The organism is Microbaculum mangrovi, from assembly GCF_051390635.1.
In the GTDB taxonomy this organism is placed as follows: domain Bacteria; phylum Pseudomonadota; class Alphaproteobacteria; order Rhizobiales; family Tepidamorphaceae; genus Microbaculum.
In genome coordinates this window covers 463,192-485,668 of record NZ_JBPODT010000002.1, presented here as the reverse complement: position 1 = coordinate 485,668, position 22,477 = coordinate 463,192, and the positions used below count along the sequence as shown (strand labels likewise).

The window sequence follows — 22,477 nt, the reverse complement described above, 5'->3', positions numbered from 1 at the left end:
TGAAGCTACGAGAGAAGGGCTGGGACATGAAAATATCAGTCATCGGATCGGGATATGTCGGGCTCGTCACCGGCACCTGTCTTGCCGATTGGGGTCATGAGGTCGTCTGCGTCGACCGCGACCCGGCCAAGATCGAACTCCTGACCAACGGCGGCGTGCCGATCTACGAGCCCGGCCTCGAGCAGATGATGGCGGAGAACGTCGCGCGCGGCCGCCTCAGCTTCACCCGCGATCTCGCCGCGGCGCTCGCGGACTGCGACGTCGCGTTCATCGCGGTGGGAACCCCGCCGCGCGCCAGCGACGGCGAGGCCGACCTTTCCTTCGTCTACGAGGTGGCGCGCGATATCGGCGCGGCGGTGGACGGATATACCGTCGTCGTCTGCAAATCGACGGTTCCGGTCGGCACCGGCGACGTCGTCGAGCGGATCATTTCCCAGGTTCGGCCCGACGCCGACGTCACTGTGGTCTCCAACCCCGAATTCCTCCGCGAGGGATCGGCGATCGAGGATTTCACCAAACCGGACCGCGTGGTCATCGGCACCGAGGACGAGCGCGCCCGGGAGATCATGCTGGCCGTCTACGAGCGGGTTCGGGCCGGCGGACTGCCGATCCTGATCACCAAGCGACGGACGGCGGAACTGATCAAGTACGCGGCCAACGCGTTCCTCGCCGCCAAGCTTTCCTTCATCAACGAAATCGCCGATCTGTGCGAGCAGGTCGACGCCGATGTCGACGAGGTGGCCGAGGGTATCGGCCTGGACAGCCGTATCGGCGCCAAGTTCCTGAAGGCCGGCCCCGGATTCGGCGGTTCGTGCTTTCCCAAGGACACCCTAGCCCTGCTGCGCACCGCGCAGGACCACGGGGTCGACATGCGGCTTGTCGAGACGACCGTTTCTGTCAACGACGCGCGCAAGCGGCGGATGGCGCTGAAGATCGTGGACGCCCTCGACGGATCCGCCGAAGGCAAGACCATCGCGGTGCTCGGCCTGACCTTCAAGGCCAACACCGACGACATGCGCGCCTCTCCGTCCATTCCCGTCGTGGAACTGTTGCAGCGGGCCGGCGCGACCGTCCGCGTTTATGATCCGGAAGGCATGCCGCAGGCTCGCGCGCTCATGTCCGACGTCGAATTCACCGACGACGCCTACATGTGCGCCACGGGTTGCGACGCCGTCGTGCTCATGACCGACTGGGTCGAATTCGCCAGCCTCGATCTCGAGCGACTGCGCGAACTGGTGCGGACGCCGGTCTTCGTCGACCTGCGCAACGTCTACGCGCCGGACAAACTCCTGAAGCATGGCTTCAAGGCTGTCGGTATCGGTCGTTCAACGCGAACGGGAACCGACAGCTCCCGCCACGGGCCGGCACAGGAAACCACCGCACCTGCCGCCAACGGGTCGCCCGTTGGCCGGACGCTGGACGAAGAAACCGACATGCGTCTGGTCTCGATCCGATAGCGGCGATCGAAATTCAACGCGCCGACTTGCCGGCGTTACTACAAACAAGATGGTTCGTGAAATGCGTAGACCGACAAAGCCGACAAATCTGAAATTCGCCCTGCCTCTGGCGGCAGCCGCTCTCCTGTCATTTGCCGCGGCGATCCCGCAGCCGGGCCTGGCCGGCACGACCGACAAGCCGGCATTCGGCGTCTATGACCCCAATGCCGATTTCGCCGACGCCAAAGGCATCGACATCGAGCATGTCTTCATGCCGTGGTCGGATATCGATCTTGCAAGCCTTCGCAGGGCCGACGCCTACGCGGCCGAACGCGGCCGCACCTTGCTGCTGAGCGTGGAGCCCTGGTCCTGGAGCACCGACGGGAGTCGGCCGAACGACCAGCTGCACGACATGATCCTGGCCGGCGACTACGACGGGCATATCAAGAACGTTTGCAGCGCGGTCGCCGAACTCGATACCCCCGTCACGATCCGCTGGGGGCATGAGATGGACTCGAACACCGAGCGCTACGCCTGGTCGCTCTGGTCGCCGGAAGACTACGTGAAGGCGTATCGGCGTTTCGTCAACGAGTGCCGCAAGGTCGCCCCGAACGCCAAGTTCATGTGGTCGCCGTTGGGCGAAGCCTCCCTCAAGGCCTATTATCCCGGCGAAGCCTATGTCGATACGATCGGCCTGACCGTCTTCGGCTTCCAGCAGTTCGACAAGGACGAATACGGCCGGGAAATGGGCTTCACCGAGCACCTGACCGCTCGGTACAAGCTGGTCGAGGAATACAACAAGCCGGTGGTCGTGGCGGAGGCCGGTTGCGCCGGAGACCAGGTCTATATCGATCGCTGCATCCAGGAACTGGTCTCGCCTGGCGCGCAGTTCAGGAAGCTGGAAGGCATCGTCTACTTCAACGACATCGATCCGGTCGCGTGGCCAGGACACGGCACACCCGACTGGCGGGTACCGAGCAGCGCCTTCAACTTCGCCAACTGACCGGCTTAGATAGCCGAAGCAGAAAGCCCCGCGCCGGAGGTCTCCGGCGCGGGGCTTCGTTTTTGTCGAGATCGATGTCTCAGATCTTTTCGGAAAGGCTCGCGAATTCCTGCGGGCCGACGCGCCAGTCCGGCTTGCCCAGTCCATCCGGCCATTCCGCCGGCTCTTTCCTGTTGTAGTAGACAACGGAATTGACCAGCGGAAACGCCGTTCGCACGGCCTCCAGACCCGACAACCACTCCGCCTCATACTCTCGAGAACCGACCACGCCGAGTTCAGCGATGATCACCGGCTTGTTGTAGCCGGATACCCGCGCGTATTTCTCGCGCACGGCGTCGCTCAGGCTGCGGTCGGAGCCATACCATAGCCGGTCGGCCTGCTGATAACCCCAGACGGGGATCCCAACCATGTCGACATAGGCGTCGCCAGGGTAGTAACGCTTCAACGGCTCGTGGCCGATCGGCGACCACACGAACCGCGCCCGCGGAGCAATCTCGCGGCACGCAGAGACAAAATACCGGTAGGCCTCGATATAGCCGGCACTGTCGTGCCGCGCCCACGGATAGCGGCCCGTCACCTCTTCCATCTCGTGGCCCCAGCGGACCATGACGAGGCCTTCCATGCGGCCGATCTCGGTACATGACGTGGTTATGGCATCGTCGTAGCCGCCCCTCAGGATGTCAGAGAACAGCGTATCGCCGCCGTCCCTCCAGTTGGGCGCCTTCGTCCACGGCTCGAGCGTGACCATCATCTGCCGGCCGCGCTGGCCGGCGTAACGAACGGTCTGCCGCAACTCGGCCTGATCGAAACTCTGCCAGGGAATGAACACGTGCTCGATCGCCATGCGATCGACGCGGTGATAGTCGCGCGTCGGATCGTAGACGCCCAAACTTGCCGTCGCGGTCGATTCCTTCGTGGCCTCAGCAGGTTCGCCGTGCATCAAACCACTTGCCACCACGGCCGCGACCAATCCGACCACCGAATACCTGAGCATTCCCGTACCCTCGACCCAATAACGTCGGGATAGAATGCAACGTAAATTATACTGGGAGTTTCTCCTAAACTCTCGGATTCTACTCTACTTTTAGATAAAGGCGAAAAGAGACATGGCGTCGGCAGTCCACGGCAGTCCCGACACCCACGATTACGTTAGGTCACAAACATGCCGAAACGCGCACCCACCGGTCGGATGGCCCTTGCCGGATCAGTAGGGCCCCGAAGGCGGCGCCGGACCGGCGGGGAATGCCGGGGTCCGGCGGCGCGTCCGTATTCAGCGCAGGCGGCGCGGTTTGATCCGCCAATCCGGCTTGCCCAGTCCGTCGGGCCAGGCCGCGGGCTCGAGCATGTTGAAGTAGACGACGGCCTTCAGACGACGGAACGTGCTGGTCGCCTGCTTCATCGCCTCGATCCAGCGGCTTTCGTATCTGCGTGGACCGCTGATGCCGATCTCGGCCAGGATCAACGGCTTGCCGTATCGCTTCACGCGATTGTACTTTTCACGGACCGCCTCCTCGAAGGTGCGGGCGTGGCCGTACCACTTCTGATCCGCCTTCCGGTAACCCCAGACCGGAAATCCGATCATGTTGACGTAGGCGCGCCCCGGGTAATAGTCGTCCAGACCGTCATGGCCGATCGGAGACCAGACGAACCGTGCCTTCGGGGCAATCTCGCGGCACGCCGTCACGAAGTACCGGTAGGCCTTGATGTAGCCAGCGCTGTCATCCCGCGCCCAGGGGTAGCGGCCGGTGACCTCTTCCATCTCGTGGCCCCAACGCACCAGCGGCCGCCGGCGGATCTTCTCGATCTCGGTGCAGACCCTGGTGATCGCCTCATCATAATCCCCGGCGACGATGTCGCCGAACAGGTTCTCGCCGCCATCGATCCAATTGGGCGCGTTCGTCCAGGGCTCGACGGTGATCATCATCCGGCGCTTGCGCTTTTGCGCATAACGAGCCGTCAGCCGGAGTTCGGCCGCATCGAACTGGTGCCAGGGAATGAACACGTGTTCGATATCCATACCGCGTACGCGCTTGGCCTTGCGCAACGGATCGTAGATACCGATCGGCGTCTCGGGCTCGGGTTTCGTATCTCGTTTCACCTTAGGCTGCGGCGCGTAAAGGATACGCCCCGGCCCGAGGGAAAACTCCGATGTGGCCGCGCGGTCTCCGGCAGGCGATGTCGTCGTCGAGACGGTCGCCCCCGGAACCAGGCTTTCCCCGGTTGTTTGCGCATGGGCCGAGAATCCATTGACCCCGCCGGTCGCCATAGCCAGCGCAACGAGTGGAATCGTTAGAGGTCTCAGCATCAATATCTCCCGCATTACGAATTCGAGCGGAAGATACATGTCGGCTCAAAATATATAGTTTGCCGACCCGACTGTGTTCTAATAAAACTTCTGTATCAGTTTCCTATAATTTTATGAATTAAAAATTATACAAACTTATTATTGTTTTATATTTATTTATATAAACATTTAGGCAAGCAAACTCTCGCGTGTCCGACGAGACAAGTGGAACGAAACAGGTCGGCCGCTTGCCACCGGGCAGAGAGGACCGACAGCCTCCTCTTCCCCGGAAGGGGCAGCAAATCACCAAAGGAGGATACGCCAAGCGAACCCGCCGCTCTCCCGTCAATGGAAGGCGCAGACTACGGGACGCATGATGCGCCGAACCGGTCCGTGAGACCGGCCGCCGCAAATCGGAACTATTCGGGAAGATGGTTCAGGGCGGCGTCAGGCCGCCCCGATCGTCACGCGGTCAGAAGGACCGGCGAATGTCGAGCGCGACGAGGAAGGCGCCCTGGCTGTCATCGGCAAGCGGGTCGATGACGAAGGGATTGAACACACCGCCCGCGGTGCCAGCGCCGTTGAAGTCGACGTGGCCGTAATGGACGTCCAGCATGAATGTGGTCTGTGCGACCGGGCGCCACGAGATATTGCCGAAGATCTCGTAGGTATCCATTTCGAAATCCGACGCGAGGGTCGCGACGAACGGATTGAATGCGCTGACCGGCGCCGTCACGTTCTGATAGCCCGCACCGATCGTCGTATAGACACGGTCCGTCCAGAAATGGGTATGCGAAGCCAGCACCGACCACGTCGTGACGGTGTCGACGATGCAGTCGCCGGCCGCCGGAACCAGCCGGTTGCAGGCGCCCCAGACCCCGTTGGCGGTATACAGGAAATTGTCTTCGTTGTACTGCGTCGCGCCGTTCGTATAGATGCCCTTCAAGGTGAAGTAGTCGTACTCACCGGTCGCCGGCGTCTTGACCATGGCACCGCCGAGCAGCGCCCAACCGATCTCGGAATCGGTCTGGTTACCCGGGACCGGTGCCGGCGCGGCGCCGAGGAAAACGTCGCGGAACTTGTTGTTGTGCAGGGCACCGGACAGCTGTGCGTTGCCCCAGTCGCCATCGACGCGGAGATTGGCGACCACGTCGGGGGTGTCGTTGCGGTCGTTCACCACGGAGCAGCCATTAGGCACGCCGCAGAATGTCGTAACAGGTCCCAGCGTACCGGTCGCCAGCAGTGAATAGGGATAGGCGTAGCTCTGGTCTTCGACCGCGACCGCCATGGACCAGCCGTTTCCGAGGGTCTGCGTATAGCGGATCTGGTTGCGGCGCATGTAGTTGTCGCCGGTCACCGTCACGACGTCGGAATAGATCGGGCTTGAGTCGAGATGCAGGAATGTCGACCACGTCTTGCCCAGCGTCCAGTTACCGAACTGGATGAAGGCATGGCGCAGGCCGAAGCTGCCGCCGGTACGCGAATCGTTGTCGGTCAACTCGCCTTCGATGAAGGCGCGAACCGTTCCGTATTCGGTCGCCGTGCGCACATCGAAGTTCACGTGGGTGAAGGCGTACATCCCCATCGTGTTCTCGAGGACATGCCCGTCCGGGATGATACCGTAGGCAGCGCCCACCGACGGTGGCCACTGGTCTTCGAACGCGTAGACCTCGAGACCGGCGTAGCCACCGATCTTGAAACAGACGTCGGTGCCGGGCAGCTCGATGAATCCGGTAATGTCGCACCGGTAGACCGGTTCGCGGGGTGCCTTCACGTCCATAATCATGTCGGCGGCGTTGGCGCTGACACAGGTGGCCGAAATCGCAATGGCCGTTCCGAGAATACGCTTCATCATTATCCAGTCCCCGCAGGACCGCCTTACCGCCGCTAGCGGCATCGAAGGCGACAGGCTCGAACCCAAGATTGGGAACCCAAAAAGCACCGGAATGACCTCATCCCGGTTCTCGCGTCGCAAACGCAGGTCCAATTCGATTCGATAGTTCGACTCCCTTGACTAAATCCTCCCAACCCGCACGCCAACCGGATTAGTGGGTGACTCCCGGGACGAGCCGCATTCTCGGACCGGCAGTTGCTTTATTGCCACGTTTTGTCAGCCGATTTCGAACCTCCACCGGCCAAGCTCGAAGACAATCGCGCAAACGGCCGGTTATCCCCGCGCCGTAGCGCCGCCAACGAATCACGATCCGGGACAGTGGCCCGCGGCCCGACATCCGGTATCATCCATGCCGCCCTTGCCGTTCGGAGCGAAACACATGGACACCAAGGCTGCCGCGGACGACATCTGGCAGGACCTCGAGGCCGGCCGGCACATGCCGGCCCGCTGGGCGGGGCGCCTGAGCCTCGAAGAGGCGTATGCCGTCCAGCTCGCGATCCTCGACAGGCACATCGAAAGCGGCGAACGCCAGGCTGGCTGGAAGGTCGGATTGACCGCAAGAGCGATGCGCGAACAGCAAGGTGTGTTCGAGCCCTGCTTCGGATTTCTGCTTGAAAGCGGCGCGCGCGTGAGCGGGCACCGGTTCGCGTTTGGCGACCTGATCGCGCCGGGTTTCGAAAACGAACTCTGCCTGACGATTGGTTCATCGCTGCACGGTCCGGACCTGTCACCCGGCACGGTGCGCGCGGCCATCACCCACGCCGCGCCGGCGCTCGAGATCATCGAGAAGCGCGGCGACCTTGCCGGTGGCCTGCCGCTCGCGATGGCCGACAACGCCCAGCAGAAGGCGTTCGTCACCGGGGTGCCGATGCCGCTGACAGCCGAGAACGGCGATCTGGGACGATCCGAGGTTTCCGTCTACGTGAACGGAGGTCCAACCGAACGGGCTTCGGGGGCGAACGTGATGGACGCCGGGCCCCTGCTCTCGGTGGTCTGGCTCGTCAACAAGCTCGCCGAGTACGGACGCGGGATTTCGGCCGGCCAACGCATCATGTCCGGCTCCTTCACCAAACAGTATGCGATCGCACCGGGCGATGCGGTTCGGGCCGAGTTCACGCCGTTCGGGACCGTCGAGACGTTCTTCGACTGACGGAGCGATCGCGGCGCCAGCCTATCGCCGCTTCGCCTGCTCCTCGACTTCCTCGACAGAAACCCTCGGCATCTCGAACAGGTCGCTCAGCCGCGCGTACCAGCCGCTGCCGTGCAGACGGCCGATCAAGTCGAGTTTCGGCGTGTCGATGTAAAGCCTGTCCTTGTCGATCACCATGTCGTCGCGGACATGAACCGCCAGGACGCGTCCAGTAATGATGTGCCGGCTGTTGCCGAGATCGATGGAGTCGTGGAACTCGCATTCGAGCGCCGCCGGGCTTTCCGCGATGCGGGGTATGTCCACCCGAACGCCGTCGACGGTGGTCAGGCCGGCCTTTTCGATCTCGTTGATACCGGCAGCGTAATCGGCGCCACAGATGTTCATCATGTGCCGCATGTCATAGGAGACCATGTTCACGACGAATTGCCGGGTCGCCAGGATGTTCGCCGAACTGTCCTTCGAGTGCGCCCCTTCCCGCGAACCAATTCCGATGCCGACGATCGGTGGATTCGCCGAAAAGACGTTGAAGTAGGAAAACGGCGCGGCGTTGAGTTCGCCGGACGCGCTCCTGGTCACCAGCCAGGCAATCGGCCGGGGCACGACCGTCGTATTCAACAGTTTCGCGTATTTGGTCGGTGCGATCTCGGCTAGATCGAAATACATGCGGATCTCCTGAATGGCCTCCCCGCCCGCGCAGCGCCCCGGGCGTACGACACCACGCCTTTCTAGGGCTTTGCACGCGACAGGAAAGCCGCGACGTTACGTGAACTCGGCCGCCGCGGCGGCCCCTCCTCCGGTCAGACAGAATAGAACGCGATGACCAGCGCCAGCCCCAGGACCGCCAGCCCGCCGGCGGCCTGGGCGAAGAACAGTACCTTCTCCGCCGTCGCCATGCCCGAATATGACGACCGCCTCGCGACCCGCAGGCACTCCCTGAACAGCAGGAGCGCGCCCAGAACCATGAGCGGAACGACGAACTGGTGATGCCTCGCGATCGTGCGATGGACGAACGGGTTCAGGCAGGCGAAACAGAACACGCCCTTGTAGGCGACGACCATGAGCTGCTGCTGAAGCGTGCCCCAGAACGGGATGATCGTTACCGCCAATGCGAGGAAAAACGCACCGGCGAAGACCGTCATATGCGTGTTCACCATCCAGTACCGGACGGTCTTGGGCAATTTGTAGCGCCACTTGCCCATGTCGAAGAAGCGCGTGCTGAACTTGCCCGCGCTGTACAGGTAGCGATGCCAGGAATCCTTGACGCGCACCAGCACATGCTGCGCCGTCACGCCCTCGAGAGCATAGCTGCGATACTCCTTGTAGATCTCCAGCAGCGGCCGATCCTGCTGCCTGGCCTGAATCCGGGCGGCCTGGTGGACCACCAGGAACGTATTCCCCTTGCGCTTGAACGTGCCCGCCTTGCCGGGAATTTCCGCCAGGGCCTTCTCGTGTTCCGCGATGACCTTGTTCACCTTCTTCATCAGCCGGTTCTTGCCGTAGTGAACCGCGACGGAAATTTCCTGGCTGATGGGAGCGACGCGAAAACCGCCAAGGTGCTTCGACAGCGCGATCGACCAGGGCACGAGAGCCAGGAGGGCGACGGCGTAGACCATCGGTACGAGAAACACGCGGACGCGCGTCTCACCGTTCTTGAAATAGATGACGAGAAAGACGATGGCGCTCAGGACAAAGGCGATGAGCGGGAAGATGATGAAGTTCTGGCGGACGTAAAGCGAGGCGGCGAAGACGACCGCCAGCACCGCGTAGTGGGCGATGCCCACCGGCTCCTTCCTCGTGACCTTGTCGATCAGCCAGTACATGTAGAGAAAATTGATGACGAGCAGCAGGCTGCCGGCGTGATCGCCCCACAGCGTGAACGAGACGATGTTCCAGTCCGACGCGAATGTGAGCGCGAATACGAAGGCGGCGGCATACCAGGCGCCCATCGTCCTCACGATCAGGAAGACCGCCGCCAGCATCAGCGCGACGTTTCCCAACCCCATCAGGAGACGGGCGTCGGGCAAGGTCAACGGGTCGAAGAAGACGCCGGCAATACGCACAAAGTACGCGATCCCGGGCATGAACGTGCCGCGTCCTATGGAAAAGCCGTTCCTGACGACGGCCATCTGATAGGCCTCGTCGCCGGTCAGCGGAATCGCTTCCATGTTGAGGTAGAAAAACACCCGCGTCGCGGCGAACAGGGCGAGCGAAACGACCAGCCAGAACATCGGATGCGCGAGTACGCTCGTGTTCTTCGTCGGCGTTCCCGCCTTAGTCAGGTCCAGCGACATCAAATCCCTCTGACAAAGCCTGCTGAAAACATGCGCGGTTTTCGCGCCCGCGGCGTATGCCATGCGGGCGTGACGGCGACCAGCCACCCAATCCCTATTTCACCGCATCGAGTCCAGCCAGCAGTGAGATCAGGCGCGCGAGGAAACCTTGTGCGACCATCGTCGTCAACATGGCAACCTGCAGCAGAACGCCGGCGATGAGGCCATCCTCGGCGCTGACACCGTAAAGGAACAAGGCTGCCACCATCGCCGCCTGGTAGGATCCGATATTGCCGGGTGCCGGCGACAGGATCCGGATCAGATTGACGGCGGCAACGCCCAGCAACGCGCCCCCGACGGAGGTCAATCCGACCATTGCGTTGAGCGGGATCAGGAAGGCCAGCGCCATGACCAGCCAGATGGCGATGCTCAGCCCCATCGCTATGACGCCGAGGCCGCCATGACGCAGAAAGCCGACAGCCAGGATCAGCTGCGGCACCCCGAACCGTGCAAGCAGCGGCACCCGGCCGGCAAGTTCGGCCAGGCGCGGCCCCATCAGCGTCGCCGCTACAAGGCCCGCGATCGCGACGACCAACACAGCGGCCGGCGCCGTGGCCGACAGGTCTCCCGTCGTGGGCGCGAGGGCCAGGCCGAGCAAGCCGAACAGAAGCAGGATCAGGAAATCGATCGCCCGTTCGCCCACCATGAAGCCGATCGCCTCGCCCGACGAGCCGCCGTACTTGCGGATCCACACCGCGCGCAGCCCTTCGCCGAGCCGGAACGGCGTTAGCGCGCCGATCATGAACAGCCAGGGAAAGGTCGTCAGCACGGCCGGCCAGCCGACAGCCACCGAACTGCGCACGAGAACGCCGAACCGCAGCGCACGCATCATCGTGGCGAGCGCGAACAGGGCAGCGAACCAGGACAGCGCCGCAACACGGTCGGGCGTCAGAAACGCCCACCACCGGTCCGTCGGCGGAAACCGCTCGACCAGGCTCACCAGCGCATAGACGAGCACCAGCCACAGCAATGTCGGAAGGATGTATCTGCGCGTCATTGCCGCCGTGGTCTCCAACAAGACGCCGTGTTTCAGGGAAACGCGTAACCGAACCGATCAAGCACGTCCGCATACCTGTCCGTCATCAGCGCGACGATATCGTTGCGGATCGATTGATCGAGACTTTGCCACTTCTCGAAATACTCGGCATTGGCGTCGATGACCGGCTCCAACGCCAGATCCTGGTCGAGACCGAGCCCGGAGAGAACGGGCGCCAGACAGGTCTCGGGGTCGGCCACCATCGCCTCGTAGCTCAGCGTCCAGCTTCGCCCGAGGTGCGGGATATCCTCGAGCATGATCGCATGCGCCCTGCCCCAATGGTCGAATGCGCGCACGGGATCGACACGCCACTTCGACGCCGTGGCCAGCGCCACCGGCACGGGATGGCGGGTGATGAAGACGAACGCGGAATTCGGGAAAATCGCCTGGAAAAAGCGCGACCGCGTGATATTCGGCGGCGACTTTTCGATGGCGAACGGCTTGGTCAGATCGAGATAGGCGCCCCACTCGCGCAGCAAGAGCCCGACGCCATCGCCGAGGCGCGCGGACTCCGTCTCGGTCAGGTGCGCACGCGCGTCAAACGCGAACAGTCCCGGACCGCCGAGCGCGCGGGCGGACGGGAAGACGGTCTGAAGGTGCTGGCCCTCGTCCTCCGGAACGCCGGTGCGGGCGAAACTGGTGACGCCGTCCGCGCCTCGCAGCATGCGGTGCAGAAGTGACGTGCCACTGCGGTGCAGACCGCACAGGAAGACGAAACAGGTCTCCGAGACATCCGGGACCGCGGCGAGAGGCGCTTTGCGGAACATCCGCACGCCCGCGGTGCCAAACGCCTTCCAGAGCATCAGTTTGGCGATCTCGTCGCTCCGCGAACGCCTTAGCAGGGAGCGACTTCGCATTGGACCATACCGTTCGAAGGTGTCAGGGGAGCGAGCGAGGTAACCGGCGGACGGGTGCCTGGCCCGGGTCGCGGGCGGATGATATCGGCGCGGCCAAACAGGCGCAACGCCGGCAACCGGTGTCGTTTAGATTGACTTTGCCCGTCCGCACAGTGAAAAAACGGCGACCCGTGAAGACCTGCGCCGCCGCGCGACCCGGACTGGGCGCGACAGGGTGCAAGGCAAATCCGCAATTCCAAGACATGCAGCGATGAAACACGTGTTCAGCCTCGTCATCCCCGTCTTCAACGAAGAAGAGACGATCAACGAGCTGTATGCACGCCTGAGCCAGCTCGCGGAGAAAATCGACGGAGACGTCGAGTTCGTCTTTATCGACGACGGCAGTTCCGATCGATCGCTGCCCATGCTCGAGGCGCTGCACGGCAAGGACGAGCGCGTCAAGATCATCGCCTTCAGCCGCAATTTCGGCCATCAGTTCGCGATCACCGCCGGCATGGATCTGGCCAGCGGCGATGCGGTCATCGTCATGGACGCCGACCTGCAGGATCCGCCGGAGACGGTCCTGGACCTGATCGCGAAGTGGAAGGAAGGGTACCAGGTCGTCAACGCGCGCCGGCGCAGCCGCAAGGGCGAGAGCTGGTTCAAGCGGTCGACCGCCAAGGCGTTCTACCGGATCCTCTCGTTCCTGACCCCCTTCAATATCCCGCTCGATACCGGCGATTTCCGTCTTGTCGACCGGTCGGCGCTCGACGCCTTCCTCTACCTGCGCGAAGAGGACCGGTTCGTGCGCGGCATGTTCGCCTGGAACGGCTTCCGCCAGACCGAGGTCGCCTTCGACCGGAACGAGCGTTTCGCCGGACAGACGAAATACCCGCTGCACAAGATGCTCAAGCTGGCCGCCGCGGCGGTGTTCAGCTTCTCCGACTGGCCGCTGCGGGCAATCGTCCAGATCGGATCGCTGGTGTCGCTCTTCGCGTTCGTCTACGCGATCTACATCGTCATCCGCGCCATTTTCAGTGGCTACGAAATCTCGGGCTGGGCCTCCACGGCGACACTGATCCTGTTCCTCAGCGGCATTCAGCTGATGGTGACCGGCGTGGTCGGTCTCTATGTCGGACGCATCCACCTGGAATCCAAACGCCGTCCGATCTACGTGGCGAGCCGCGCCGTCGGTTTCGGCACGCGAAAGCAGCCCGACCGCGCCATCATCGCCTCCTGGGAATAAGGGGCCGCGCGACCATGATCGTCGTCACCGGCATGCACCGTTCCGGCACGTCCATGACGGCGATGCTGCTCAGCGAGCTCGGCGCACCGTTCGGCGATCCCGGCGACTTGATCGCCGCCGACCAATGGAACCAGAGCGGCTACTACGAGAGCAAGGAAGCCGTCGGCATCAATCTGCGGCTGTTGCTCGGGCTCGGGGTCGACATCGACAACTGGATCCACCCGCCGGCGAACCCGGCGAAGCGGCTCGTCAACATCTTCACGTCGGGCAAGTGGCGTTACCTGTTGTCGACGTCGGAGGCGACGTTGCGGAAACGCGCCGATGCGCTGGCTCCAGAAATCGGGGCGTTCGGGACGCACACGCGGGGGCTGTTCGTCAAGGATCCGCGCTTCGCCGTCACCTACGGCCTTTGGCATGACCAGATTCCGGTAGAAGGCACCGTCTTTTGCTTCCGCCACCCGGAAGCCGTCCGCCGTTCGATCTCCCGGCGGGATCTGATGCCGAAGGCAATCGGGACGCGTATGTGGCTGCAACACAACCGCGACTTCATCCGCCTGCTTTCGGGCGACGAACCGGTTCTGCTCGTCGACTACGATCAGTTCTTTACACCGCAGGCACGGGAGCGCATCTCCAGGCTGGCCACCTTCGTTTCCGGGGTCATCGGCACGAGCGCCGATGTCGAGGCCGCCGTCAGCAGGATCGACCTGAACCAACGGCACCACCGCACCGCGGACCTGCCGATCGACAACCGGGAGGCAAAGGCGGCCTATGAGGCCTTGCGCGCCGTCAGCGCCGACCAGGCGGAAGCGATGCCCGCCGCGGCCTTGCGCGAGCGCCTGAAGGCCGCCGGAGCCCCTTGAAAACGATACCGGGTCCGCAAGCTAGACCGCGAACACGTGATCGGCTCCCTCTTGACCGCGCGGCGCCCGATGCCATCCTTATCCGACCTTGAATACCCCCGTCGGTCACGGGCCGCTCGGTGGGCGGTCAGGGATTGCGCGCGAAGCCGGATTGAGCGGGTTCGCCGAGAAAGGACAGCCAGTTGGCGAAAATAGTTGTCGGGTCGGTACGAAGTGCCGCCATCTGTGCGGCGCTGGCCATGTTTGCGTCAGCATCCTTCACAGAGGTATCTCTGGCGCAGCGCGGCCCCGTAACGGTCGAGGCACGGAGCATTACGGTGGCGCGCGTCGTCGAGGAGGCGACCGCCGTAGGCACGCTTCTGTCGGCCGAATCCGCCGATATCAGCCCTGAGATCGCCGGCCGCATCGAGGTGATCGCCTTTGACGAAGGCATGCCGGTCGACGAAGGGGAGCTGCTGTTTCAGCTCGATCCCTCGGTCTACGAGGCGCAGCTCGCCGAGGCGCAATCGAATTACGACCTCAAGCAGCGCAACTTCGATCGGGCCGACGGTCTTCTCAAGAACAAGGTGGGCACGGTCCGGGCGCGCGACGAGGCCCTGTCTGAGATGCAGGTCGCCCGCGCACTCCTGACCATGGCGGAGGTGCGGCTGGAGAAGACCAAGATCTCCGCCCCCTTCGACGGCATTGTCGGGCTGCGCAACGTCAGCCGCGGCGACTATGTGCAGCCCGGCGCGAAACTCGTGAATCTCGAAAAGATCGACCCGATCAAGGTCGATTTCTCGATCGCAGAACGGTACCTGGCCGACGTCCGAACCGGTGCCAGCGTGCGGCTCAAGGTCGACGCGCTCGGCGACCGCGAATTCACCGGCACGGTCTACGCCATCAATCCGCAGATCGATCCGGCGGGCCGCTCGATCGCGCTGCGCGCGGAAGTCCCCAATCCGGACGGAATACTGCGCCCCGGCCTGTTCGCCCGCGTCGGATTGCAGACGGCGGTGCGCGACAACGCCATCATCACCTCGGAGGACGCGATCGTGTCGCAGGGCGGCGACAATTTCGTCTACCGGGTCGTCGACGGCAAGGCGGTGCTGACACCGATCACGCTCGGCCAACGCCGCTACGGCACGGTCGAGATCCTGAAGGGCCTGTCGGAGGGCGACGTGGTGGTGGTCGCCGGGCAGATGAAGCTTCGCGACGGAGCCGCGGTCGACGTGAAAATGCTGGACGAGCCCGCCGCGGCCCCCGCCGCGGCAACCGCTCCGTCGGCATCCTGAGGCCGGTCGCATGACACTTTCGGAGATATGCATCCGCCGGCCGGTATTCGCCACTGTGCTCAGTCTGGTGATCGTGCTGGTCGGGCTCGTGTCCTATGACCGGCTGTCGGTGCGGGAATACCCGAATATCGATCCGCCGGTGGTGAGCGTCGACACGTCCTATCCCGGCGCCAGCGCCGAGATCATCGAGACCAAGGTAACGAATGTCCTGGAGGATACGCTGGCCGGTATCGAGGGCATCGACTTCATGACCTCGACCAGCCGGCAGGAACGCAGCCAGATATCGATCACCTTCAATCTGGACCGCAGTCCCGCCGACGCCGCCGCGGACGTGCGCGACCGCGTGTCCCGCGTGCGCCGGCAGCTGCCCGACGAAATCGACGAGCCGACCATCCGCAAGGTGGAGGCCGACGCCCATGCGGTGATCTATCTTTCGCTCTATTCGACCGGTTCGCACAGCCCGCTGGAGGTCTCGGAAATCGCCGAAAAGGTGGTCAAGGACCAGCTTCAGAGCCTTCCGGGCGTCGCCCAGATCGGCATCTACGGCGACCGCGAATACGCCATGCGCATCTGGCTCGACATCGCACGGATGGCGGGCTACGGCGTCACGGTCCAGGACGTAGAGGCGGCGCTCAGGCAGCAGAACGTCGAGATCCCAGCCGGCCTTATCGAAAGCCGCGACCGCGAATTCACCGTCCTCTCGGAAACCGACCTCAAGACGGTCGAGGAATTCAACAACCTGATCATCCGGCAGACCGATACGGGCTATCTCGTCCGCCTCGCCGATGTCGGCCGCGCCGAGATCGGCCCACGCAACGAAGACCGCAATGTCCGCTTCAAGGGCAATACGGCGGTTGCGATCGGCGTGATCAAGCAGGCGACCGCCAACCCGCTCGACATCTCCAGCGAGGTCAAGGCGGCGCTGCCGCGCATCGAGGAGTCGCTGCCCGAGGGCATGGTGCTGACGACGTCCTACGACCGCACGCTGTTCATCCAGGAATCCATCCGCAACGTCTATGTGTCGATCGGCGAGGCCATCGTGCTGGTCGTGCTGATCATCTTCCTGTTCCTGCGTTCGCTGCGGGCCACCATCATCCCGCTTGTGACGATCCCGGTGTCGCTGATCGGCGCCTTCGCGCTGATGTACCTGTTCGGCTTCTCGATCAACACGCTGACGCTGCTCGCGATGGTCCTCGCCATCGGCCTCGTCGTGGACGACGCCATCGTCATGCTGGAGAACATCCACCGGCATATCGAGGACGGCATGGCGCCGGTGGCCGCCGCCTTCAAGGGCGCGCGCGAGATCGGTTTCGCGATCATCGCCATGACCCTCACGCTTGCCGCCGTCTACGTGCCGATCGGCTTCATGCAGGGATCGACCGGTCGTCTGTTCACCGAATTCGCGCTGGCCCTTGCAGGGGCGGTGCTGGTGTCGGGGTTCGTGGCTCTGACCGCCACGCCGATGATGTGCGCGATGCTCTTGAAGCACCAGACCCGGCACAACTGGCTCTATCAGGTGTTCGAAACCAGCCTAAACTCGCTGACGGCGGGCTATCGCGGGCTGCTGCGCGGGGCCATGCGGGTGCGCCCGCTCATCATCCTGCTCGGCCTGGCCGTGGCCGGCTCGAGCTATTTCCTCATCAAGAACATCAATTCCGAGCTCGCGCCCTACGAGGATCAGGGCACCATCGTCAGCTTCTTCAGCGGACCTGAAGGCGCCACCGTCGCCTATACCGACCGCTACGCCCGCCAGATCGAGGACATCTTCGCCGATGTTCCCGACTTGCAGCGCTACTTCGTCATCGTCGGCACGCCGCTCGCAAACCAGGGCATCGCCTTCCTCGGCCTCAATCCCTGGAGCGAGCGCACCGTCACCGCTCAGCAGGTCGCCGGATCGATGATGCCGAAGATGGGTCAGGTCGCCGGCGTGCGCGCCTTCCCCTCGACGCCGGCGCCGCTGGGCCAGTCTATCCGATCCTCGCCGGTCGAGTTCGTGATCCAGACGTCGCGGCCATACGAGGAACTGCAGGGCTTCGTCGACGCCTTCGTCGCACGCGCCGCCGAAAACGAAGGGCTGGTGAACGTCGATTCCGACCTGAAGCTGACCAAGCCGCAGCTGAAGGTCGAGGTCGACCGCGAGAAGGTCGCAGACGTCGGCGTCGATCTCGCCGCGCTCGGCCGGACGCTGGAGACGCTGCTGGGCGGGCGCCAGGTGACCCGCTTCAAGCGCGGCGGCGACCAGTACGACGTGGTGGTGCAGATCGCCGACGTCGAGCGCACCAACCCGGACGATCTGAGAAAGATCTACGTGCAATCGGCGCACGGCGACATGGTGCAGCTGTCGAACCTGGTGACGGTCGAGGAAACCGTGGCGCCGCGCCAGCTCAACCACTTCAACCAACTGCGCTCGGCCTCGATCACCGCCAGCCTGGCACCCGGCTACACGCTAGGCCAGGCGCTCGCCTTCATGAACGAGGTCGCGGCCGATACGCTGCCGTTGGACGCGCGCACCGACTACGGTGGCCAGTCGCGCGAGTTCAAGAGCTCCAGCACGAGCATCTACGTGACGTTCGGGCTCGCCCTCGCCTTCATCTATCTGGTACTGGCCGCCCAGTTCGAGAGCTTCCGCAGCCCGTTGATCATCATGCTGACCGTGCCGCTTTCGATCACCGGCGGACTGCTGGCGCTCTGGCTCGACGGCTCGACGCTCAACATCTACAGCCAGGTCGGCCTCGTCACCCTCATCGGCCTCATCACCAAGCACGGCATCCTGATCGTGGAGTTCACGAACCAGCTGCGGGCGGCCGGCAAGGACATGCGCGACGCCGTGATCGAGGCCTCGGTGCTGCGACTGCGCCCGATCCTGATGACCACGGGCGCCATGGTGCTCGGCGCGGTGCCGCTTGCGATCGCCATGGGCGCCGGCGCCGAAAGCCGACAGGACATCGGCCTCGTCATCGTCGGCGGCCTTTTGGTCGGCACCTTCTTCACGCTGTTCGTGATCCCGGTGGTCTACACCTATATCGCCAGCAGCAAGGCGCCCGGGGCGAGCGACGAGGAAATGGCCCAGATCCACGCTGTCGGAAAGAAGGACCTGCCGCAGGCGGCGGAGTAGGCCAACTTCGGCGCACGCCCCGTGAAGGCGGCCGCCACGGGCGGGGCACTGCAGCCTGTCGCCTGGACCTAGGTCCAGCCTTTTCGGGAACCGGCAGAGGACGCGGCGACCGCTTTCACCCGACCGGGTGAAAGCACGCCACTTTCCGGCCCGCTCCATACGCCTCCAGCGCCGGATCCTCCATCCGGCACCTCTCCGTCGCCCTCGGGCAGCGCGGCGCGAAGGGGCACGCGCCTTCCGCCGGTGCGGCCGGCGGTTCGATGGGCACTCCTTTGGCGCGGCGGCGGAAAGCCGGATCGGGCTTGGGAACGGCGGAGAGAAGAAGCTGCGTGTAGGGATGCGCCGGCGCCGCGAACACCTGCGCTGTCGGCCCCTGTTCGACCACGCGTCCGAGATACATCACCGCAACGTCGTCGGTGACGTGACTGACCACCGTCAGGTCGTGGCTGATGAACAGGAAGGTGACGCCGCACGCCTCGCTCAACTCCATCATCAGGTTGAGGATCTGCGCCTGGATCGATACGTCCAGGGCGGAGACCGGCTCGTCGGCGACGATCAGTTCGGGGCCAGTGACGAGCGCGCGGGCGATCGCGATCCGCTGGCGCTGGCCACCGGAGAACTCGTGCGGATAGCGGTCGGCATGGGCCGGCGACAGGCCGACGGCGTCGAGCGCCTCGGCGACGCGCTGGCGCCGCTGGGCACGGCCGAGGTCGGCGGCGAGCACGCTCAACGGCTCGGCGACGATCCAGCCGACCTTGTGGCGCGGGTCCAGGGAGCCATAAGGGTCCTGAAAGACGATCTGCATGCGCCGGCGCAGCACGGCGAGGCGGGCCCGCGAGACCGAGAACAGGTCTTCTCCGTCGAGGCGCACGGTGCCTTCGGTCGGGCGATCGAGGGCGAGGACGATACGGGCGAGCGTGGACTTGCCGCAGCCGGATTCACCGATGAGCCCAAGGCTCCGCCCGCTCTCGATCGCAAGCGAAACGCCGTGCACGGCGCGGAACGCGGGATGCGGCTGGAACAGACCGGGCCGCGGCAGCGCATAGTCGCGCACGACGTTGTCGATCTCGATGAGGGGGGGCGTGCTCATGCCGCCCTCTCCTCCCTGCCCGGATAGAAGCAGCGCACGGTGTGGTCGGGTCCGAACGGATCGGCCGCGGGCGCCTCGATACGACAGCGTTCGCGGGCGCGCGGGCAGCGCGCGGCGAAGGGGCAGCCGACACGAGGCTCGCGCGGATCCGGCACCTGGCCGGGAATCGTGGTCAGCCGCCCCCGCGCGCCGCCGATCCCCTCCCCGCGAACGAGTTCCGCCGCCGGCATCGCCGCGAAAAGCCCTTGCGTGTAGGGGTGGGCCATGTCGGCGAAGACCGCCGCCGTCGGCCCTTCCTCCACCACGGTGCCGGCATACATGACCAGCATCCGGTCGGTCGTCTCGGCGATGACACCGAGATCGTGGCTGATCATCAGGAGCGCCATGCCGGCTTCCGCCGTCACCTCGCAGATCAGGTCGAGGATCTGCGCCTGGATCGTGACGTCGAGCGCGGTGGTCGGCTCGTCGGCGATCAGCAGCTCGGGGCCGCAGGCGAGCGCGATGGCGATAACGACCCGCTGACGCTGGCCGCCGGAAAGCTGGTGCGGATAGAGATCGGGCGAAAATCGCGATCGCGGCAGACCGACCCGCTCCAGCATCGCCACGGCGCGGTCCAGGGCCTCGGCGTCCGACAGCCCGAGATGCAGGCGCAGCCCCTCGGCGACCTGATCGCCGATGGTGCGCACGGGATTGAGCGCGGTCATCGGCTCCTGGAAGATCATGCCGATGCGTTTGCCGCGGATCCGGCTCATCGCCGCATCGCCGAGGCCGAGGATTTCCCGGCCATCGAGCCGGATGGATCCGGAGACCTCGGCGCCATCCGGCGTCAGCCCCATGGCGGCGAGCGCCGTCATCGACTTGCCGCAGCCGGATTCGCCGACGATGCCGACCGACTCTCCGGGCGCGACCTGCAGATCGACGTGATGCAGCACACGCGCCGCGCCGCCGGGAAGCGGGAATTCGAGCACCAGATCACGGATGTCGAGCAGCGCCGTCATCGGGCCCGCCTCAGCCTGGGGTCGAGCACGTCGCGCAGACCGTCGCCGAACAGGTTCAGGCCCAGCACGGTGAAGACGATCGCGAGCCCCGGGAAGATGACGAGCCAGGGCGCGATCGCGGCCATGGTCTGGGCCTCGTTCAGCATCTTGCCCCAGGACGGCTGCGGCGGTTGGGTGCCGAGGCCGAGATAGGACAGCGCTGCCTCGCCGAGGATCGCCAGCGCGAACTGGATGGTCGCCTGGACGATCAGGACACTGGCGATATTGGGCAGGATGTGTTCGGCGGTGATCCGCGCCGCGCCCTTTCCCGCCGCGCGGGCGGCCATCACGTAGTCCCGCTGCCACACCGACAGGCCAGAGCCGCGCGTCAGCCGGGCGAAGACCGGAATGTTGAAGATGCCGATGGCGATGATGGAATTGACTGCGCCGGGGCCGAACAGCGCGGTGATCATCACCGCCGACAGCAGGAAGGGAAAGGCAAAGGCGAAATCCGAGAAACGCATGACGATCTCGTCGATCCAGCCGCGCCGCGCCGCCGCGGCCGCGCCGAGCGGAACGCCGAGCCCCATGCCGATGCCCACCGCGACGACGGCCACCAGCACAGAATTGTGACTGCCCTTCATGATCATGGAAAAGACGTCGCGGCCGAACTGGTCGGTGCCGAACCAGTGCGTCCAGGACGGCGGCTGCAGCCGGTCGGGGATGTTCATTGCCGTCGGAGAGAACGGCGTCCAGACGATCGCGACGACGGCGACGAAGACGAACACCGCCGTGATCGCGCCGCCGAGAACGAAGGCGCTCGATCTCAATCCCTTCGACAAGACCTCGCGGATGGCGGCCGCCTCAGCCATGGACGGCCTTCCTCAGCCGTGGGTCGATCACCAGGTACGCCAGGTCGACAATGAAATTGACGATCACCACCGCCCCGGCGAGAAGCACTACCAGCGACTGCACGACGATCAGGTCGCGCTGGGCGATCGCCTGGAAGAGCAGCCGGCCGAGACCCGGCAGATAGAAGACGTTCTCGATGACGATGGTGCCGGCGAGCAGGAACGAGAATTGCAGGCCCATGATCGTGACCACCGGGATCAGCGCGTTGCGCACCGCGTGGCGCCTGAGCGCGGCGCCGCGCGTCAGCCCCTTGGCGCGGGCCGTGCGAACATGGTCCTCGCCGAGCACCTCGAGCACGGCGGACCGGGTCACGCGGGTCAGGATCGCCGCCTGCGGCAGCGCCAGCGCGACGGCCGGCAACAGGAGGGATCGCAGCGCCGGCAGAACGCCATCGTCCCAGCCGGCGAAGCCGCCGGCGGGAAACCAGCCGAGCGTTACCGCGAAGAACAGGATCAGCAGCATCGCGAACCAGAAGTTCGGGATGGCGATGCCGATCTGCGCCAGCGCCGAGACGCCGACATCGGCGACCTTGTTGTGCTTCGCGGCGGCGAAGACGCCGGCGGGAATGGCGATGGCGGTCGAAAGGATGATGGCGAATATCGCCAGCGGCAGGCTGACGAGCACACGCTGGCCGATCAACTCGGAGACGGGCCGCGAATAGGTGTAGGACTCGCCGAGGTCTCCCGTCAGCAGCCCGCTGACCCAGAGAAAATACTGTTCGATCAGCGGCCGATCGAGACCGAGCTCGTGGCGTAGCGCGGCGAGCGTATCCTCCTGCGCGCCGATGCCGAGGATGATCTGCGCCGGGTCGCCGGGTAGCACCGCCATCACCAGGAAGACGATCAGCGAGGTCGCGAACAGCGTCGCGACCAGTGCGGCCAGGCGTTTGGCGAGGAGCTGGCTCATGAACGGGTCGACCAAGTGAGCATGAGCGCCCGGGACTTACCCTGGACCGCCCGATGCAACGCACCGGACGCCCCTCCCCGTGTTCGAAAGAGAACCGGGGCGGTGGCGCATCGGCGAGGCCCGGCACA

At 64.5% G+C, this 22,477-nt stretch carries 18 protein-coding genes; 7 read left to right on the top strand and 11 right to left on the bottom strand.

From position 1 onward, the window contains the following. Positions 1 to 26 precede the first annotated feature (26 nt). Together ACSF9G_RS08690 and ACSF9G_RS08685 are read left to right on the top strand one after the other, a co-directional pair. Positions 27 to 1,457 carry a UDP-glucose dehydrogenase family protein gene (locus tag ACSF9G_RS08690; RefSeq protein WP_436640572.1) on the top strand — a complete coding sequence of 477 codons (1,431 nt, stop codon included), beginning with the start codon at positions 27 to 29 and terminating at the stop codon, positions 1,455 to 1,457. A gap of 61 nt (positions 1,458 to 1,518) precedes the next feature. Further along, positions 1,519 to 2,439: a glycoside hydrolase family 26 protein gene (locus ACSF9G_RS08685; RefSeq protein WP_436640570.1), complete on the top strand. Its 921-nt coding sequence runs from the start codon at positions 1,519 to 1,521 to the stop codon at positions 2,437 to 2,439. A 79-nt stretch (positions 2,440 to 2,518) separates the two neighbouring features. On the opposite strand, the gene ACSF9G_RS08680 is transcribed toward ACSF9G_RS08685, so the two are convergent. The 3 genes from ACSF9G_RS08680 to ACSF9G_RS08670 form a co-directional block, all read right to left on the bottom strand. Beyond that, a complete protein-coding gene (locus ACSF9G_RS08680) occupies positions 2,519 to 3,433 on the bottom strand; it encodes a glycoside hydrolase family 26 protein (protein WP_436640568.1) in 915 nt (304 codons plus the stop codon). Positions 3,434 to 3,709: 276 nt separating this feature from the next. After that, positions 3,710 to 4,744, bottom strand: coding sequence for a glycoside hydrolase family 26 protein (locus ACSF9G_RS08675; protein ID WP_436640566.1), 1,035 nt, complete (start codon positions 4,742 to 4,744; stop codon positions 3,710 to 3,712). 451 nt (positions 4,745 to 5,195) lie between these two features. Beyond that, complete coding sequence (locus tag ACSF9G_RS08670) at positions 5,196 to 6,578, bottom strand: DcaP family trimeric outer membrane transporter (protein ID WP_436640564.1); 1,383 nt, start codon at positions 6,576 to 6,578, stop codon at positions 5,196 to 5,198. Positions 6,579 to 6,996: 418 nt separating this feature from the next. On the opposite strand from ACSF9G_RS08670, the gene ACSF9G_RS08665 reads away from it, so the two are divergent. After that, a complete protein-coding gene (locus ACSF9G_RS08665; protein WP_436640562.1) occupies positions 6,997 to 7,767 on the top strand; it encodes a 2-keto-4-pentenoate hydratase in 771 nt (256 codons plus the stop codon). Positions 7,768 to 7,788: 21 nt separating this feature from the next. On the opposite strand, the gene ACSF9G_RS08660 is transcribed toward ACSF9G_RS08665, so the two are convergent. From ACSF9G_RS08660 to ACSF9G_RS08645, 4 genes are all read right to left on the bottom strand, one after another. Continuing rightward, positions 7,789 to 8,430 carry a flavin reductase family protein gene (locus ACSF9G_RS08660; RefSeq protein ID WP_436640560.1) on the bottom strand — a complete coding sequence of 214 codons (642 nt, stop codon included), beginning with the start codon at positions 8,428 to 8,430 and terminating at the stop codon, positions 7,789 to 7,791. A gap of 134 nt (positions 8,431 to 8,564) precedes the next feature. Next, positions 8,565 to 10,058, bottom strand: coding sequence for a hypothetical protein (locus ACSF9G_RS08655; protein WP_436640558.1), 1,494 nt, complete (start codon positions 10,056 to 10,058; stop codon positions 8,565 to 8,567). Positions 10,059 to 10,152: 94 nt separating this feature from the next. Further along, positions 10,153 to 11,094, bottom strand: a complete 942-nt coding sequence (locus tag ACSF9G_RS08650; protein ID WP_436640556.1) for a lysylphosphatidylglycerol synthase domain-containing protein — start codon at positions 11,092 to 11,094, stop codon at positions 10,153 to 10,155. A 32-nt stretch (positions 11,095 to 11,126) separates the two neighbouring features. Then, positions 11,127 to 11,990 carry a sulfotransferase family protein gene (locus ACSF9G_RS08645; RefSeq protein WP_436640554.1) on the bottom strand — a complete coding sequence of 288 codons (864 nt, stop codon included), beginning with the start codon at positions 11,988 to 11,990 and terminating at the stop codon, positions 11,127 to 11,129. 250 nt (positions 11,991 to 12,240) lie between these two features. Between ACSF9G_RS08645 and ACSF9G_RS08640 the strand changes: the two genes are divergently transcribed. The 4 genes from ACSF9G_RS08640 (at position 12,241) to ACSF9G_RS08625 (ending at position 18,464) form a co-directional block, all read left to right on the top strand. Beyond that, positions 12,241 to 13,215: a glycosyltransferase family 2 protein gene (locus ACSF9G_RS08640; protein ID WP_436640552.1), complete on the top strand. Its 975-nt coding sequence runs from the start codon at positions 12,241 to 12,243 to the stop codon at positions 13,213 to 13,215. A 14-nt stretch (positions 13,216 to 13,229) separates the two neighbouring features. Then, complete coding sequence (locus ACSF9G_RS08635; protein ID WP_436640550.1) at positions 13,230 to 14,075, top strand: sulfotransferase family protein; 846 nt, start codon at positions 13,230 to 13,232, stop codon at positions 14,073 to 14,075. A 239-nt stretch (positions 14,076 to 14,314) separates the two neighbouring features. Beyond that, positions 14,315 to 15,349 (top strand): efflux RND transporter periplasmic adaptor subunit, encoded by a 1,035-nt coding sequence (locus ACSF9G_RS08630; RefSeq protein WP_436640548.1) that lies wholly within the window; start codon positions 14,315 to 14,317, stop codon positions 15,347 to 15,349. Between the two features lie 10 nt (positions 15,350 to 15,359). Beyond that, complete coding sequence (locus ACSF9G_RS08625; RefSeq protein ID WP_436640545.1) at positions 15,360 to 18,464, top strand: efflux RND transporter permease subunit; 3,105 nt, start codon at positions 15,360 to 15,362, stop codon at positions 18,462 to 18,464. 115 nt (positions 18,465 to 18,579) lie between these two features. Here the strand turns inward: ACSF9G_RS08625 and ACSF9G_RS08620 are convergent, their stop codons facing one another. The 4 genes from ACSF9G_RS08620 to ACSF9G_RS08605 are packed head-to-tail and all read right to left on the bottom strand — an operon-like array spanning position 18,580 to position 22,349. Beyond that, positions 18,580 to 19,554 (bottom strand): ABC transporter ATP-binding protein, encoded by a 975-nt coding sequence (locus ACSF9G_RS08620; RefSeq protein ID WP_436640543.1) that lies wholly within the window; start codon positions 19,552 to 19,554, stop codon positions 18,580 to 18,582. Next, on the bottom strand, positions 19,551 to 20,552 hold the full coding sequence (locus tag ACSF9G_RS08615) for an ABC transporter ATP-binding protein (protein ID WP_436640541.1): 1,002 nt from the start codon (positions 20,550 to 20,552) through the stop codon (positions 19,551 to 19,553). Before ACSF9G_RS08615 ends, ACSF9G_RS08620 begins: the two co-directional genes overlap by 4 nt. Continuing rightward, positions 20,549 to 21,403, bottom strand: coding sequence for an ABC transporter permease (locus ACSF9G_RS08610; protein ID WP_436640539.1), 855 nt, complete (start codon positions 21,401 to 21,403; stop codon positions 20,549 to 20,551). The genes ACSF9G_RS08615 and ACSF9G_RS08610 overlap by 4 nt, the downstream gene beginning before the upstream one ends. Then, a complete protein-coding gene (locus ACSF9G_RS08605; RefSeq protein WP_436640537.1) occupies positions 21,396 to 22,349 on the bottom strand; it encodes an ABC transporter permease in 954 nt (317 codons plus the stop codon). The genes ACSF9G_RS08610 and ACSF9G_RS08605 overlap by 8 nt, the downstream gene beginning before the upstream one ends. Between the last annotated feature and the right edge of the window lie 128 nt (positions 22,350 to 22,477).

Bases quoted from the DNA above. Each gene is read 5' to 3' on its own strand.
- ACSF9G_RS08660 (WP_436640560.1), bottom strand. From the start codon at position 8,430: ATGTATTTCGATCTAGCCGAGATCGCACCGACCAAATACGCGAAACTG.
- ACSF9G_RS08635 (WP_436640550.1), top strand. From the start codon at position 13,230: ATGATCGTCGTCACCGGCATGCACCGTTCCGGCACGTCCATGACGGCG.
- ACSF9G_RS08675 (WP_436640566.1), bottom strand. From the start codon at position 4,744: ATGCTGAGACCTCTAACGATTCCACTCGTTGCGCTGGCTATGGCGACC.
- ACSF9G_RS08605 (WP_436640537.1), bottom strand. From the start codon at position 22,349: ATGAGCCAGCTCCTCGCCAAACGCCTGGCCGCACTGGTCGCGACGCTG.
- ACSF9G_RS08670 (WP_436640564.1), bottom strand. From the start codon at position 6,578: ATGATGAAGCGTATTCTCGGAACGGCCATTGCGATTTCGGCCACCTGT.
- ACSF9G_RS08615 (WP_436640541.1), bottom strand. From the start codon at position 20,552: ATGACGGCGCTGCTCGACATCCGTGATCTGGTGCTCGAATTCCCGCTT.
- ACSF9G_RS08630 (WP_436640548.1), top strand. From the start codon at position 14,315: ATGTTTGCGTCAGCATCCTTCACAGAGGTATCTCTGGCGCAGCGCGGC.
- ACSF9G_RS08645 (WP_436640554.1), bottom strand. From the start codon at position 11,990: ATGCGAAGTCGCTCCCTGCTAAGGCGTTCGCGGAGCGACGAGATCGCC.
- ACSF9G_RS08620 (WP_436640543.1), bottom strand. From the start codon at position 19,554: ATGAGCACGCCCCCCCTCATCGAGATCGACAACGTCGTGCGCGACTAT.
- ACSF9G_RS08625 (WP_436640545.1), top strand. From the start codon at position 15,360: ATGACACTTTCGGAGATATGCATCCGCCGGCCGGTATTCGCCACTGTG.
- ACSF9G_RS08690 (WP_436640572.1), top strand. From the start codon at position 27: ATGAAAATATCAGTCATCGGATCGGGATATGTCGGGCTCGTCACCGGC.
- ACSF9G_RS08650 (WP_436640556.1), bottom strand. From the start codon at position 11,094: ATGACGCGCAGATACATCCTTCCGACATTGCTGTGGCTGGTGCTCGTC.
- ACSF9G_RS08655 (WP_436640558.1), bottom strand. From the start codon at position 10,058: ATGTCGCTGGACCTGACTAAGGCGGGAACGCCGACGAAGAACACGAGC.
- ACSF9G_RS08610 (WP_436640539.1), bottom strand. From the start codon at position 21,403: ATGGCTGAGGCGGCCGCCATCCGCGAGGTCTTGTCGAAGGGATTGAGA.
- ACSF9G_RS08640 (WP_436640552.1), top strand. From the start codon at position 12,241: ATGAAACACGTGTTCAGCCTCGTCATCCCCGTCTTCAACGAAGAAGAG.
- ACSF9G_RS08665 (WP_436640562.1), top strand. From the start codon at position 6,997: ATGGACACCAAGGCTGCCGCGGACGACATCTGGCAGGACCTCGAGGCC.
- ACSF9G_RS08685 (WP_436640570.1), top strand. From the start codon at position 1,519: ATGCGTAGACCGACAAAGCCGACAAATCTGAAATTCGCCCTGCCTCTG.
- ACSF9G_RS08680 (WP_436640568.1), bottom strand. From the start codon at position 3,433: ATGCTCAGGTATTCGGTGGTCGGATTGGTCGCGGCCGTGGTGGCAAGT.